This is a genomic window from Streptomyces sp. WMMC500 (assembly GCF_027497195.1).
GTDB lineage: Bacteria > Actinomycetota > Actinomycetes > Streptomycetales > Streptomycetaceae > Streptomyces.
In genome coordinates this window covers 1,998,831-2,011,986 of record NZ_CP114905.1, presented here as the reverse complement: position 1 = coordinate 2,011,986, position 13,156 = coordinate 1,998,831, and the positions used below count along the sequence as shown (strand labels likewise).

At 74.3% G+C, this 13,156-nt stretch carries 12 protein-coding genes; 5 read left to right on the top strand and 7 right to left on the bottom strand.

The window, feature by feature from the left end; all coding sequences use genetic code 11:
- Positions 1–19 precede the first annotated feature (19 nt).
- Positions 20–820 carry a class I SAM-dependent methyltransferase gene (locus tag O7599_RS08195; protein WP_281621456.1) on the top strand — a complete coding sequence of 267 codons (801 nt, stop codon included), beginning with the start codon at positions 20–22 and terminating at the stop codon, positions 818–820.
- Between the two features lie 10 nt (positions 821–830).
- Here the strand turns inward: O7599_RS08195 and O7599_RS08190 are convergent, their stop codons facing one another.
- Together O7599_RS08190 and O7599_RS08185 are read right to left on the bottom strand one after the other, a co-directional pair.
- Positions 831–1,391, bottom strand: a complete 561-nt coding sequence (locus O7599_RS08190; RefSeq protein WP_281621455.1) for a GNAT family N-acetyltransferase — start codon at positions 1,389–1,391, stop codon at positions 831–833.
- Positions 1,392–1,439: 48 nt separating this feature from the next.
- Positions 1,440–1,721, bottom strand: a complete 282-nt coding sequence (locus O7599_RS08185; protein ID WP_281623312.1) for a hypothetical protein — start codon at positions 1,719–1,721, stop codon at positions 1,440–1,442.
- A gap of 572 nt (positions 1,722–2,293) precedes the next feature.
- Between O7599_RS08185 and O7599_RS08180 the strand changes: the two genes are divergently transcribed.
- Positions 2,294–2,995, top strand: a complete 702-nt coding sequence (locus tag O7599_RS08180; RefSeq protein WP_281621454.1) for a hypothetical protein — start codon at positions 2,294–2,296, stop codon at positions 2,993–2,995.
- Between the two features lie 93 nt (positions 2,996–3,088).
- Here O7599_RS08180 and O7599_RS08175 read toward each other — a convergent pair whose 3' ends face one another.
- From O7599_RS08175 to O7599_RS08160, 4 genes are all read right to left on the bottom strand, one after another.
- Complete coding sequence (locus O7599_RS08175) at positions 3,089–3,964, bottom strand: class I SAM-dependent methyltransferase (protein WP_281621453.1); 876 nt, start codon at positions 3,962–3,964, stop codon at positions 3,089–3,091.
- 113 nt (positions 3,965–4,077) lie between these two features.
- Positions 4,078–4,953, bottom strand: coding sequence for an ABC transporter ATP-binding protein (locus O7599_RS08170; protein WP_281621452.1), 876 nt, complete (start codon positions 4,951–4,953; stop codon positions 4,078–4,080).
- Complete coding sequence (locus tag O7599_RS08165; protein ID WP_281621451.1) at positions 4,950–6,089, bottom strand: iron chelate uptake ABC transporter family permease subunit; 1,140 nt, start codon at positions 6,087–6,089, stop codon at positions 4,950–4,952. The genes O7599_RS08170 and O7599_RS08165 overlap by 4 nt, the downstream gene beginning before the upstream one ends.
- Positions 6,079–7,092 carry an ABC transporter substrate-binding protein gene (locus O7599_RS08160; protein ID WP_281621450.1) on the bottom strand — a complete coding sequence of 338 codons (1,014 nt, stop codon included), beginning with the start codon at positions 7,090–7,092 and terminating at the stop codon, positions 6,079–6,081. The genes O7599_RS08165 and O7599_RS08160 overlap by 11 nt, the downstream gene beginning before the upstream one ends.
- A 211-nt stretch (positions 7,093–7,303) precedes the next feature.
- Between O7599_RS08160 and O7599_RS08155 the strand changes: the two genes are divergently transcribed.
- Positions 7,304–8,587, top strand: coding sequence for an MFS transporter (locus O7599_RS08155; protein WP_281621449.1), 1,284 nt, complete (start codon positions 7,304–7,306; stop codon positions 8,585–8,587).
- 38 nt (positions 8,588–8,625) lie between these two features.
- Here the strand turns inward: O7599_RS08155 and O7599_RS08150 are convergent, their stop codons facing one another.
- Positions 8,626–9,468 carry an alpha/beta hydrolase gene (locus tag O7599_RS08150; protein ID WP_281621448.1) on the bottom strand — a complete coding sequence of 281 codons (843 nt, stop codon included), beginning with the start codon at positions 9,466–9,468 and terminating at the stop codon, positions 8,626–8,628.
- A gap of 174 nt (positions 9,469–9,642) precedes the next feature.
- Between O7599_RS08150 and O7599_RS08145 the strand changes: the two genes are divergently transcribed.
- Both O7599_RS08145 and O7599_RS08140 read left to right on the top strand, forming a co-directional pair.
- Positions 9,643–10,053 (top strand): VOC family protein, encoded by a 411-nt coding sequence (locus O7599_RS08145; protein WP_281621447.1) that lies wholly within the window; start codon positions 9,643–9,645, stop codon positions 10,051–10,053.
- 148 nt (positions 10,054–10,201) lie between these two features.
- Positions 10,202–13,150: a BTAD domain-containing putative transcriptional regulator gene (locus O7599_RS08140; RefSeq protein ID WP_281621446.1), complete on the top strand. Its 2,949-nt coding sequence runs from the start codon at positions 10,202–10,204 to the stop codon at positions 13,148–13,150.
- Positions 13,151–13,156: the final 6 nt, after the last annotated feature.

Sequence of the window (13,156 nt, the reverse complement as noted above, 5' to 3'; positions counted from 1 at the left end):
CAGAAGAGGCGGGGCGGACGTGGGCGTGAGCATGGCGACGGCCAAGACGTGGGTGGAGCGCTGGGAACGGCAGCAGGAGAGGTACGCGGTGGACCGCGAGGAGCGGTTCACCGTGATGGCCGACGTCGTCGAGCACGTCACGGCCGGCCGCCCCCGCCCCCTCCTGCTCGACCTCGGCTGCGGTCCCGGCTCCCTGGCCGCCAGGCTCGCCGCCCGCTTCCCGCACGCCGAGATCGTCGCCGCCGACATGGACCCCCTGCTGCTGGAACTGGGGCGCACCCACCACGGCGACGCCGCCCGCTACGTCGACACCGTCATCGGCGAGGAGGGCTGGACCGACGCCCTCCGGCTCGAACGCCCCTTGGACGCCGCCCTGTCGACCACCGCGCTGCACTACCTGCCCGAGCGGGCGCTGCTGCGCACGTACCGCTCCCTCGCGTCCCTCCTGCGCCCCGGCGGCGTCCTCGTCAACGGCGACCACTTCCCGCCGGACGCCGCACCCTGCTCCCGCCTCACCGCCCACGTGGGCCGTCGCCGGTCCGAGCGCACCGGCGGCCACGCACCCGAGGACTGGCGGTCCTGGTGGGACGCCGCGGCCCGGGACCCCGAACTGGCCGACCTCCTCGACGAGCGCGGGCGGCGCCGGGCGGCCCACGCCGGCGGCGGGGGCGACGAGCGGGTCACGGTACGGCGCCACGCCGAACTCCTGCGCCGGGCGGGCTTCGCCCACACCGTGCCGGTCTGGCAGTTCGGCGACAGCGCCGTGCTGGTGGCGGTCAGGGACGACGCGCGCGGAGTCCCCGCTCCCGCGGGGACCTGAGCCCGCAGGTTCACAACGCCAGGCTCATCAGGATCTCGTCCCGGTCGTCACCGGGCGCCACCCGCAGGGCGCCCGGCCACCTGCCGACCTCGGTCCAGCCCGCCTTGCGGTAGAACTCCTCCAGCCCCAGACCGGACCGTACGGTGAGCTGGAGCCGTTCCAGACCCATGTCGTCGCGCGCGACGACCCGCGCGCGCCGCATGAGGGCGGCGCCCACGCCCAGGCCCCGGAAGCGGACGTGCGTCTGGACGTGGTTCACCACGCCGCAGTGCGCCACCATGGGGTGCCGCTGGCGGCGCAGCAGCAACCAGCCCGCGAGCGCGTCGTCCACGGTCGCCAGGAGCAGTCTGCTCCGGTCCGGGGAGAGGCCGCGCGTGATCCTCTCGGCCGCCGGCCGCAGCGCGGCCTCGGTCACCGGCGGGAGTCCGCAGTCCATGGGTACGACGGCTCCGCCGGCGTTGACGACCGCCGCCCAGCAGGCGGTGAGTTCCCGGCGGAGGGCCGCCGTCACGTCCTCGGCCCGGCTGATCTGTGCGGTCACGGCAGTGGGCACGGTCTCGTTCGCTGTCACCCCCGTAGCCTGCCAGCCCGCGTGGTTCGGGCACCGCGGGAAGAGCCGTCAGTGTTCGTCCCAGTGCCCCTGGTGGGCCGCGTGGCGGTGGCCGTCGTGCACATAGTCCATGTGGTCGCCGTGAGGGACCGCCACGTGCCCGCAGTCTTCGCCGTGTACGTGGGTGTGACCGGCGTGCTCCCGGTGCTCGCCCACCTCGCACTCGTCCGCGTGACCCTCGTGCACGCGGTGCAGATGACCGTCGTGCACGTAATCGATGTGACCGTCGTGAGGGACCGCTACGTGTCCGCAGCCTTCGCCGTGCACGTGATCGTGTCCGGGATGCGGCATGTGCTGCACAGATGTTGCCACGCTCTTTCATCTCCACGGTTTCGGAACACCGCCTGCGAGAGGCGGCAAAGTGTGATCTGTCACCTTATTTCTATCCTTGCAGGTAAAACTGTCACATAGGACACACATTGACAAACGGGTAATTTTACGAGTGAACTCGATAACGATTTTCACCGTGAATCCAGGAATGCATTTCGTGGATTTCGCCGAACGCGGCCGCGGAGCGGTTTCGTCTCTGCCCGGCAACTGCACGCCGGGCTGGCCGCGGCCGGCGTCGCCGTCGGCCTGACACCGGCGAACTCAGCGGCGTCTGCGCACGCTGCCTGCGGGCCCCGCGTGAGCACGCTCCCGTGCTGCCCGGCGCACTCCAGCCGCGCGGGATCACGCACGTCGTCGAGTGGAGGCGGCCCGTCCGTGACCGGATCCGCGGCCTCTGCGCTCCGCCGCGCCGCCGCGACAGGTTCGACCGCCCCCTCACGGGACCCCGGCTCCGGCCGCCCCCGACCCGGCCGCGGAGGTGACCGGCGTATGAGCACCGCTTCCGGTACGCCGCCTGGTCCGGAGCCGACCGGGTGGCTGTCGCGACGGGCCGGCGGGCCGTCGTCCTCCGCCCGGACGGCACCGAGGTGTGGGCCACCGAGCCCGCGCCCGGCACCGTCACCGGCATCGGCTGGTTGCGTGGCGGACGACGACTGGCCGTCGCCGCGTACGGGGCGGTGCGTTGCCACGAACACCACCGGCCCGCACCCGTGTCCACCTACCCCCACGCCGGCTCCCACCCGGCGCTGGCCATCGCCCCGACCGGCCGCTGGATCTGCTGCGGCGGCCACGACGCCGCCCTTCATGTCTGGCGCACCCACGACGGCGACGAGGTCACCATGCCCGGCGACCCGGCGAAGGTCTCCCGGCCGGCCTTCGACGACACCGGCCGGTGGCTCGCCGCCGACGGCGCCTCGGACGTCACCGTCCGGGACCTCTCCGGCACGGGCCCGGCCGGCACCGGCCCGCGCACGCTCCGGGCCCACGAGGCCGTCACCGCGCTGGCCTGGCGTCCCGGCACCCGCGCCCATCTGGCCACCGGGGGCGACGACGGCACGCTCGCCCTCTGGCACGCGGCGGCCGGCCGCCCCGGGGAACGCCTGGGACCGGTGCGCCGGTACGAACTCGGCGCCCGCGTCACCGCGTTGGCCTGGTGTGGCCCCGGGCTGCTGGTCGCCGCCACCCGCGACGGGCGCATCGCCGCGCTCCGGCTGCCCGACGGCATCCGGCTGTGACGTCCCCGGTGCGCAGCGCCTTGCGGCACCCGGTCCACCCGGGGGCACGGTGAGCGCCGACGTCGGCGCGCGGAGCGGCCGGCTCGTGGTCGCCTACGCCGCGCCGGGACCGGCCAGGTGGACCGTGAACGCGCTCAGGAGGAACAGATCCGGCCGGTTCACCAGCGCGGCCTCGTCGTCCGGGTCGAGCAGGCGGCCGAGCGCGGCCGCGTCCTGAGCGTCCAGGCGGTCCCCGACACGGTCGGCGATCTGCGTGAACCGGTCGACCACGTACGCCCGCACCTGGTCGTCGACCGGTGCCGGGACGTCGAGCAGGAAGGTGCGCGAGTCGAGGTGGTGCAGTCCCGCGTCGGCCAGGAGCAGGGGCCAGTCGCGCCCACCGCCGACCGCCGGTGCGGTGAGCGACCAGTGGTGGACGAAGTAGTCGCTCAAGGCCGCCTCCAGACGGGAGACGAAGCCCGGCGCCGCCACGCCGTACCCGCCGGGCAGGTAACGCGCCGGCAGTCCGCCCTCGGCCAGCGCCAGGACGCCGCCCGGGGCGAGCAGCCGCCCGAGACGGCGCAGCCCGTCGACCGGATCGGGAAGATGGTGGACGACGTGCGAACTCCACACCAGATCCGCCGGCCCGAGCCGGTCCAGTGCGGCCGAGTCCAGCTCGCCCCGCTCGGCCCGGGCCCGGCCGCCGAGGCCGAGGCCGGCGAAGCGCTCGGCGGCCCGGGCGACGAACTCCGGTGTGGCGTCGACCGCGACCACCTCGCCGGCCGGGAAGGACGCGGCCAGGACCGATGCCGCCCAGCCCGGCCCCGACCCGACGTCCAGGATCCGCGCGGCCCTCCCGCGCCCGGCGAGCCACTCGGCGGCTTGCCGGACCCACGGTACGGAGATCTCTCCCGCACGCTCCAACTCGCTGAGCTCGTCGCTCCACTTCGGGGCCGACGTCCCCGTCGCACCCGCACTGTCACCAGCCATCCGGTCACTGTACAAGCTGACAATCGTTTCCATCTTTCCCGGTCGAGGCCGGTGCACCGCCTCGTCGATCACGAGGATGTGCTCGCCACCGGCCATCGCGCGCCCGGCCGCGCTCAGCCGGGGCCGTCGGCCTCTGCCCGTACGCGGACCGGGTTCCGGTCGGCGGGCCCGTCGTCGACGACGGGGATGCGCGGGTGCCGGGTCCGGCCGGGCCCGGCCGGATGCGGGGCGGGGCCGCGGTAGGCGACCGCGAGGTTGCCGAGGCTGTCGCGGCCGATCTCGGCCTCGACCCCGAAGACCTCCCTGAGCCGGTCCGGCGTGAGGACGGCCTCGGGCGGGCCGTCGGCGACCAGGCGGCCGTGGTTCATGAGCAGCAGCCGGTCGCAGGAGCGGGCGGCCAGGGAGAGGTCGTGCAGGGCGACGAGCACCGTCTGATCGGTGCCCTCGATCAGCTCCATGAGCTGGAGTTGGTGTTTGACGTCCAGGTGGTTGGTGGGCTCGTCGAGGAGCAGGGCGTACGGCTGCTGGGCGAGGGCCCGGGCGAGGTGGGTGCGCTGCTGTTCGCCGCCCGAGAGGGTCTTCCAGGCCCGGTCGGCGAGGTCGGTCAGGTCGAGACGGTCCAGGGCGGCGGCGACGACGGCGCGGTCGACGGCGTCCGGGCCGCGCCACCGGTCGCGGAACGGGGTGCGGCCGAGGCCGACGACGTCTGCGACGCGCAGGTCGCTGTCGGTGCCCGCGGTCTGCTCGACGAAGGCGAGGTGCCGGGCCGTCTTCCGTGCGTCCCAGCCGGCGATGCTCTCGCCGTCGTAGCGGACGGTGCCCGCGCTCGGCGGGCGCAGGCCGGCCAGGCAGCGCAGGAGGGACGACTTGCCGGAGCCGTTGGGGCCGATCAGGCCGACCGTCTCCTGCGGAGCGACGTCCAGGCTGACCCCGTCGACGATCGTCTTGCCGGCGGCGGACCAGCTCAGCTTCTCGGCGGTGATTCTCACAGCTCGCCCCGCTTGCGCATGATGAGGAGGAACAGCGGGACGCCGAGCACGGCCGTGAAGACGCCGACGGGGACCTCCCGGGGGTCGAAGGCGACCCGGGCGAGCGCGTCGGTCCAGACCAGGAAGACCGCGCCGACGAGCGCCGAGAGCGGCAGCAGCCTGCGGTGCAGCGGGCCGGCCAGGAACCGGACGCCGTGCGGCACGATCAGCCCGACGAACCCGATCGCGCCGACCGCGGCGACGGCCACCGCCGTCATCAGCGAGGTCACCACCAGCAGGACGAGGCGGGCTCTGCGAACGGCGATACCCAGGGAAGCGGCGGTGTCGGCGCCGAAGGCGAGCCCGTCGAGCGCGGTGGCGTACGACCAGACCACCACGAGGCCGACCAGGGTGACGGCCGCGCAGATCCCCACCGAATCCCAGCGGGCAGAGGCCATCGACCCCAGCAGCCACTGGAGAATCGCCCGGATGGCGTCGGCCTCGCCCGCGGCCATCATGATGAGGTAGGTCAGCGCCTCGAACAGCTTCGCCACCACCACGCCGGTGAGCACGACCCGCATGGAGTCGAGCCCGCTGCGCCGCAGCAGCAGCATCAGCAGGGCGAACGACAACGTGGCGCCGGCGAAGGCGCCGCCGGTCACGCCGAGCGACCCCGCGCCGAAGCCGAGGACGACCACCACGACCGCCCCCGTCGACGCCCCGGAGGAGATGCCGAGCAGATAGGGGTCGGCCAGCGGGTTGCGCGTGATGGCCTGCAGCGCGGCACCGCACGCCGCCAGCCCCGCGCCGACCAGGGCCGCCAGCAGCACCCGGGGTACGCGCAGGTCCCAGATCAGCGAGTCGGTCAGGCGCGGCAGCGGCTCGACGTCCAGCCCCAGCCGGGGGGCCACCACCCGCCACAGATCGGTGTAGCCCACGTCGGCCACCCCGATGCGTACCGACGCCGCCAGGGAGGCGACCAGGACCGCCACGCCGAGCAGGAGCAGCGAGGTGAAGGACAGGGCCGACCGGCCGAAGGCCGGTGGTGCCGGAACGGGCGCACCGGCCGCGGTCGCCTTGACGGGGTGCGGGGATCTGCGGGCCGAGGGATGGAGCAGATCCGCCCCGCCCGCCGTGGCGGCCGGATCAGCGGACATATCCCAGCTTCTGCAAGCCGTCGGCCACCAGGCGAAGGGTGTTCACCGTACGCACCGACGGGTCCATCTCGATGCCGGGTACCTCGATGATGCGGTTCTCGGTGACGGCGGTCAGCTCGGACACCAGCGGGTCCTTGCGCATCATGTCCAGCTTCTCGTCGGCGCTGTCGCCCGGTGCGCCGCGCTCCGACAGGTCGCCGACGACGATGACGTCGGGATCCCTCTCGGCGATGGCCTCCCACGAGACCTCCGGCCAGTCCTCGTTGACGTCGTCGAAGGCGTTCCCGGCTCCCAGCAGCCGGCTCATCTCGCTGGGCATCCCGGTCCCGCCCGCCACGTAGGGGAGCCCTTTGTAGACGGAGTAGAGCCAGACGACGGTCGGCTTCCCCGCGACGTTCTCGCCGGTACGGGCGGCCGTCTTCACCGCGTCGCGCTGTTCGGCGACGAGCTTGCCGGCCCGGTCCTCGACGCCGAAGATCCTGCCGAGGTTCGCGTAGTCGTCGAAGAGGAGGTCGAAGGGCGTCTTGCCGGGATCGTTGTGCTGCGGGCAGTCCACCGCGCTCACGTACGAGGGCAGGTCCAGGTCCGCCAACTCCCGGCGGGTGCCGACCTGGTCCTTGGTGAACAAGTCGGTGAAGGAGGACACCACCACGTCCGGGGTGGCCTCCCGCAGCCGCTCGCCGGTGAGGATCTTCGGGCTGATGACCGGTACGTCCTCGTAGGCGTCGGCGTACTCGTCGGCGACCTTCGTCTTGAGGTTGGACGTGCCCGCGATGCGATCGGCCAGCCCGAGCTCCAGCAGCGTCTCGGTGGAGGACTGGTCCAGGGTGACCGCCCGCTCCGGCGCCCCGCCGAAGGCCAGCTTCCGACCGCAACTGGTCACCGTGGTCGCTTCCGCGCCCGCCGCGTCGGAGTCGCCGGAGGCGTCCGGTGAGGAACACCCCGCCGCCGCGACAGTGAGGGCCAGGGTCAGGGCGCTGCCGAGGCGAACTGCGTGGCGCATCAATCCTCCGGTCAGGGTTCTCGCGGTTCTCGCGCGGGCCGCGGGTTGACGCGGACACGCTGGAGCGTTGCCATGATGTGGCAACAGGGAATGGCGTGCAAGAGAGTGACGAGCCGGAAGTATAACGATAACAATTTTCAGTAAGCTGCCGGAGGGTCCTCCCGCACGACGGGTGACGACTGCCACGACCGAACGACAGGAGCATCACGCCGTGCCGACCTCGCCGACGCCCTCTCCCGCTCCGGCCAACGCGCCGGACAAGCGTTCCGTGCTGCTCGACGTGGGGTTCCTGCGGCTGTGGTGCGGGACGACCGCCTCCGGCCTGGCCACGTGGGCGTTGCCGTTCGTGCTGGGGCTGGCGGTGCTGGAACGGGTGCTGACGGCGGCGGAGTTGGGGTTGCTGCTCGCCGCCCGTACCGTCGGCTTCCTCGCGGCGGTGCCGGTGGCCGGCGTGCTCGCCGACAGGCATTCCCGCCGGGGCGTGGTGTTGTGGTCCGGCCTGGCCGCCGCGGCGTCCGCGCCGTTGCTCGCCGCGGGTCTGGACCGCTCCGTGGCGTTGATGGCCGTGGCGGCCGCGGTGGCGGGTGCCGGGCAGGGCGCGTGCCGGCCGGCGTTTCAGGCGCTGACCGCGGAGGTCGTCGACGCGGGGCGGAGGCAGCAGGCAAATGCCGCGATGACGTTGGCGGTTCGCGTCACGACGCTGGTCGGTCCGACACTTGCCGCGCTGCTGGCGGTGTTCCTCGACACCTGGGCGCTGCTGCTGGGCATAGGCCTGCTGTGGCTGGTCGCCGCGCTGGTGCCCGGGCGGGCGGCGGGCGGGGCAGCGGCCACGGGGGCTTCGGGCGGTTCCTTCTTCGCCGAGTTCGCCGAGGGGATACGGGAGGCCCGCCGCCATCCCTGGTTCGTCGCCGGCCTCGGCGCGCTGACCGCCGTGATCTTCACCGGTTACTCCGCCACCGGCGTCGCCCTGCCGCTGGTCAGCCGGGACCGCTACGACACCGGGGCGGTGCTCGCCGCCGCCATGACCGCGTACACCGCCGGGGCGCTCGCCGGTGCGGTGGTCATCGCGCGCTGGCGCCCGCGCGCGCAGGGCTGGACGGCTCTGGCCGCGCTCGCCGCGTACGGATTCGCCCCGCTGAGTCTGATGTTCCCGGTCCACGTCGTCGTCGTGATCGCCGCCTACGTGATCGCGGGGCTGGGCATCGAGCTGTTCAACGTGCCCTGGTTCACCGCCACCCAGCGCGAGGTCGCCCCGGACAAGCTGGCCCGCGTCTCGTCGCTGGACTTCCTCGTCTCCTACGGCCTGGCACCCGTCGGCCTGGCGCTCATCGCGCCGGCCATCGACGCCTTCGGGCTGCGACCGGTCCTCGGCGCCTGCGCGCTGATCTGCTTCCTGGCCCCCGCCGCCGCGGCCCTGACCCCCACCGCGCGGAACTTCACCCGCCGGTCACACCCGGCCGCAGAACCGGTCCCCGAACCCAAGCCCGCCTCCTGACCCGTCGCTGCCGCCGCGTGCGCGGCTGCGGGTGTTCGTCAGGGTAGGGACGTGAGGAAGGTGAGGAGGGTGGTGGCGAGTTCGGCCGGGGCGTCGAGCGGGGCCAGGTGGCCGGCGTCGGGGAGGGTGTGCAGACGGGCGTCCGGGATGAGTGCGGCGAGTTCACGGCCGCGGGGGAGCGGGACCCAGCTCGTGTCGTCCTCGCCCCAGCAGATGAGCACGGGCAGGTCGATCGCGGAGTAGCGGGGTTGCATGGCGTCCGTGTAGCGCTGGTCGTCCAGGCGCTGGGTGAGCTGGCGGAAGAAGGCCGCGCGGCCGGCTTCGCCGAGCCAGGGGGCGACCAGCCGGTCGAGCTCGGCGGGGTGGAGGCCGGGGCTGCTGGCGGACTGGACGTACTCGCGCACGAGGGCTTCGTGCACCGGGAGCGGGAGGCGGGCGAAGACCTCGGCGTGTTCCCCGACCAGGGCGGAGAACGGGCTGCCCCAGGGCGGCAGGCAGACGGCGTCGACCAGAGCCAGGGCGCGGTAGGAGGCGCCGCGCAGCAGATGGGCCCCGAGGGCGACGGCTCCGCCCGAGTCGTGTGCGGCCACCAGGGGCCGATCCAGCCCCCAGAGGTCGAGGAGGGCGGTGAAGACGCCGCTCATCGCATCCAGGGAGAGGTCCTGGCCCGCGGCCGCCTCCGAGGCGCCGTAGCCGGGCATGTCCCAGACGTGGACCCGGTAGCGGTCGGCCAGCGCCCGGGCGACCGGCCGCCAGACGTACGACGAGAAGGGTGTGCCGTGCAGCAGGACGAGCGGCTCGGCGTCCGGGTCGCCGAGGCGGTCCCACCGGACGGCGCCGGAGGCGCTTGCGAAGGTGTGGGACAGGTGCCAGTCAGCCATCCGTTCACTGTAGGCGTGAGAGGTACGCGGGGAGCCCGTGGAAGCAGCGTCGCCCGGGAGGGGGAGGTTGCCGGGCCTAGGACCAGCGCCCGATGGGCACGCGATCACGCGCTGACTAGGCTCCGGGTCATCCGCCGGGTCGCCAGGGGCCCGCACCGACCGGGAGGCAGTACGTTGCCGGCTGACGCCGCGGCCCATGTGCGCATCGCCCGCCCGTCCCGTGACCTCCGGGCCGCCGAGGAGTTCTGGGTCTCGGGCGTCGGGCTCGATGTCCTGTACCGGCATGAGGCGGGCGACGCTCCCGGCGGGCACGCCCTTCTCATGGTCGGCTGGCCCGACGCGCCCTGGCACCTCGAACTCGTCCGCGATCCGGCCGCCCCCGTGGATCCGCGGCCGACCCCCGAGGACCTCCTGGTGATCTACCTCGGCGAACCGGTGCCCGACTCCCTGAAGGAACGGCTCGCACGGCACGGGGGGAAGCGCGTACCGGCTCACAACCCGTACTGGGACACCTGGGGCGTCACCTTCCAGGACCCGGACGGCTATCTGCTCGTGCTGTCCACCCGGACCTGGAGCAACTCGTAGCCCCCGCCCCGCTCCCCGGCCACGTCCGGCGGGCCGGGGGCGGGGTTGACACCGGGGGTCATGTCCATGACTGTCGAGGCCGTCGGCGACGCGTCTCCGATCCCGGGGAGCGTCGCCGCCGACACGCCGCCGACACGGAGGTACGTGGATGGGGGAGCCGACGTTCGGACTCCTGGGGCCGCTGCGCGTGTGGGCGGGAGGCGTCCCGGTCCGGATCGGCGGGCCAAAGCCGCGGGCGGCGCTCGCCACACTGCTGCTGCAACCCGGTCGCTTCGTCTCCGTGGACGTGCTGACGGAGGTGCTGTGGCCGGGCGGCGCACCCCCGTCGGCCGTCGCCAACGTCCGCACGTACGTCCGCAACCTGCGCCGGGCGCTGGCGTCCGCGGGGATCTCCGCCGCCGGGCTGCGGACGGAGCCGTCCGGCTACGCGTTCGACGTCGCGCCGGACGACGTCGACATGCTGCTCTTCGAGCGGCGCCTGGACCGGGCTCGCGCCGCCCGCGACCGGGGCGACGACGTCGCCGCGCTGCACGGCTACGAGGCGGCGCTCGGCCTCTGGCGCGGCGGCGTCCTCCAGGACGTACCGGCCAGCGTGGTCTGGGACCCCGGCGTCACCAGGCTGGAGGAGCTGCGCGCGACCGCGGTCGACGAGTGCCTCGGTGTCCGGCTCCGGCTGCGGGACTACGCGCTCCTCCTCGCCGAGCTGCGCGCCCGGCTCACCGAGGATCCGCTGCGGGAGGACCTGTGGCGGATGCTCGTACGCGCGCTGCACGACTCCGGCCGTACGACCGAGGCACGTTCCGCCTACGCCGAGGCCGAGCGCATCCTGGCCGCCGAACTCGGCACGGAGCCGAGCAGGCCGCTGCGGGCCGTCGGCGAGGAGGTCAACGGGTACGCCGCGCGGCGCCGCGCGGCGGCAGTCACGCCCGTGTGCCAGTTACCCATGGACGTACCGGACTTCACCGGCCGGACGGCGGAGATCGCCGCGCTGGAGAAGCTGCTGGCGGCGGCCGACCGGCGGCCGGTCGTCGTGGCGATGTCGGGCCCGCCGGGGTCGGGGAAGTCCGCGCTGACGGTGCACGTGGCGCACCGGGCCCGGGCGGCGTTCCCCGACGGCCAGCTCTTCGTCGACCTCGGCGGGCTGAGCGACCGGCCGCGCGACCCCGCCGACGTCCTGGCCGAGATGCTGCGCGGGCTCGGCGTCGTGGACAGCACCGTCCCCGCCGAGCGGAGCGAACGGGCCGCGCTGCTCCGCTCGCGCCTGGCGCAGCGGCGCTTCCTCATCGTGCTCGACGACGCGGCCGACGGCGCGCAGGTGCGCCCCCTGCTGCCCGGCACCGGGGGCTCCGCCGTGCTCGTCAGCTCCCGCCACCGCATGCCCGACCTGCCGGCGCACCACTTCTCGCTCGGCGAGCTGACGCGGGACGAGGCCCGCGCCCTGCTCGCCGCGGTCGCCGGACCCGGCCGGCCGGACACCGACGCGGCCGGCGCGGACCGGGTGCTCGCCGGCTGCGGATCGCTGCCGCTGGCGGTACGGATCGCGGGGTCGCGGCTGGCGAACCGGCGGTCCTGGACCGCGGCCACGCTGGCCGACCTGTTGCAGGACGAGCGCGGCCGGCTCGACCAGTTGCAGGCGGGCGAGCTGGAGGTGCGGGCGAGCGCGGAGCTGAGCTACCGGCACCTGCCGGAGGCGGCGGCCACGGCCTTCCGCGCCTTCGGCCGGCTGCCGGCCGAGCCGGTCGGCGGCTGGCTCGTCGCGGTCGCCATGGGCTGCGCTTCCGACGGCGCTTCCGACGGCGTTTCCGCCGGTGGCGCCGCCGAAGCGCTGGCCACTCTCGCCGACAGGCACCTGATCGAGGCCGTGGGGACCGACGCGCTCGGGCTGCCGCGCTACCGCATGCACGACCTCCTGCGCTGCTACGCGCGCGAGCTGGCCGACGCGGACACCTTCACGGTGCGCCGGCGGCAGCAGCTCCGTATCGTCGACGCCCTGACCGCACTCGCGCGCACCGCGAACGCGGCGATGCCCACGCGATTCCTCGGCGTGTTCGGCGCGGCGGCGCATCCCGCCGGACCGGACGGGCCGGACGGGCCGGACGCGGAGATCACCCGGGCCGTGCGGGCCCGGCCCGTCGCGTGGTTCGAGACCGAGCGCCGGATCCTCGTCGCCACGGTGGAGTCCGCGCTGCGGCTCGGCCGCGTCGCGCAGGCCGCCGACCTCGCGCTGGAGCTGGCGAGCTTCTTCGACCTCCGCGGCTACTACGGCGACTGGCTGCGCACGCACCAACTGGTGCTCGACGCGATCCCGGCCCCCGCGGACGCGCGGGCCGCCGCGCTGCTCCGCAACATCGGGCAACTGCACCTCTACCGCGACCGGTACGCCGACGCACTCGACTCCTTCGCCTGGGCCCGCGCGCTCTTCGGTGCCGTCGGCCACCCGTCGGGCGAGGCGGTGGCGGCGGCCGGGGAAGGGTCCGTCCACCGGATCCTCGGCGACCTCGACGCCGCGCTGGCGACGTTCACCGACGCGCTCGGCGGGTTCCGGCAGGCCGGCGACCGGCACGGTGAGGCGGTCGCCCGCAACGCCATCGCCTCCGTCTGGCTGGAGCGCAAGGACCCGCGGGCGGCGGCGTCCTGGCTCGACGGCGCGCTGGAGCTGGCCCGGGACCTCGGCGACCGGCACCGCGAGGCGCAGGTGCGCCGCCGCGTCGCCGTGCTGCACGACCTGCGCGGCGATGCGGACCTGGCGCGGGCGGAGCTGGAGCGGGCCCTGGACATCTTCGGCGACCTCGCCGACACGCACTGCGCCGCCTACGTGCAGGAGAGCATCGGCGAACTGTGTCTGCGCCGGGGCAACGCGGGCGAGGCGTCGGCGCTGCTCGCCGACGCGCTCGCCGTGCAGCGGCAGTTGGGCGACCGGCGCGCGGAGGCGAGTCTCGCCTGCCTGCTCGGTGAGCTGCACCGCGCGACGGGCCGGGTACAGACCGCGCGGCACTACTTCCACCGGTCCCTGTCCACCTGGCGGCGGCTGGAGGCGCACGACCGGGCCGCGTCGGTGCACGCGAAGCTGCGGGCGCTCCACTCCGGCCCGGGTTGACGCGCG

Excerpts from the sequence above, each read along its gene's own strand:
- O7599_RS08185 (WP_281623312.1), bottom strand. The coding sequence starts at position 1,721 with ATGCCGCATCCCGGACACGATCACGTGCACGGCGAAGGCTGCGGACAC.
- O7599_RS08175 (WP_281621453.1), bottom strand. The coding sequence starts at position 3,964 with ATGGCTGGTGACAGTGCGGGTGCGACGGGGACGTCGGCCCCGAAGTGG.
- O7599_RS08165 (WP_281621451.1), bottom strand. The coding sequence starts at position 6,089 with ATGTCCGCTGATCCGGCCGCCACGGCGGGCGGGGCGGATCTGCTCCAT.
- O7599_RS08160 (WP_281621450.1), bottom strand. The coding sequence starts at position 7,092 with ATGCGCCACGCAGTTCGCCTCGGCAGCGCCCTGACCCTGGCCCTCACT.
- O7599_RS08150 (WP_281621448.1), bottom strand. The coding sequence starts at position 9,468 with ATGGCTGACTGGCACCTGTCCCACACCTTCGCAAGCGCCTCCGGCGCC.
- O7599_RS08140 (WP_281621446.1), top strand. The coding sequence starts at position 10,202 with ATGGGGGAGCCGACGTTCGGACTCCTGGGGCCGCTGCGCGTGTGGGCG.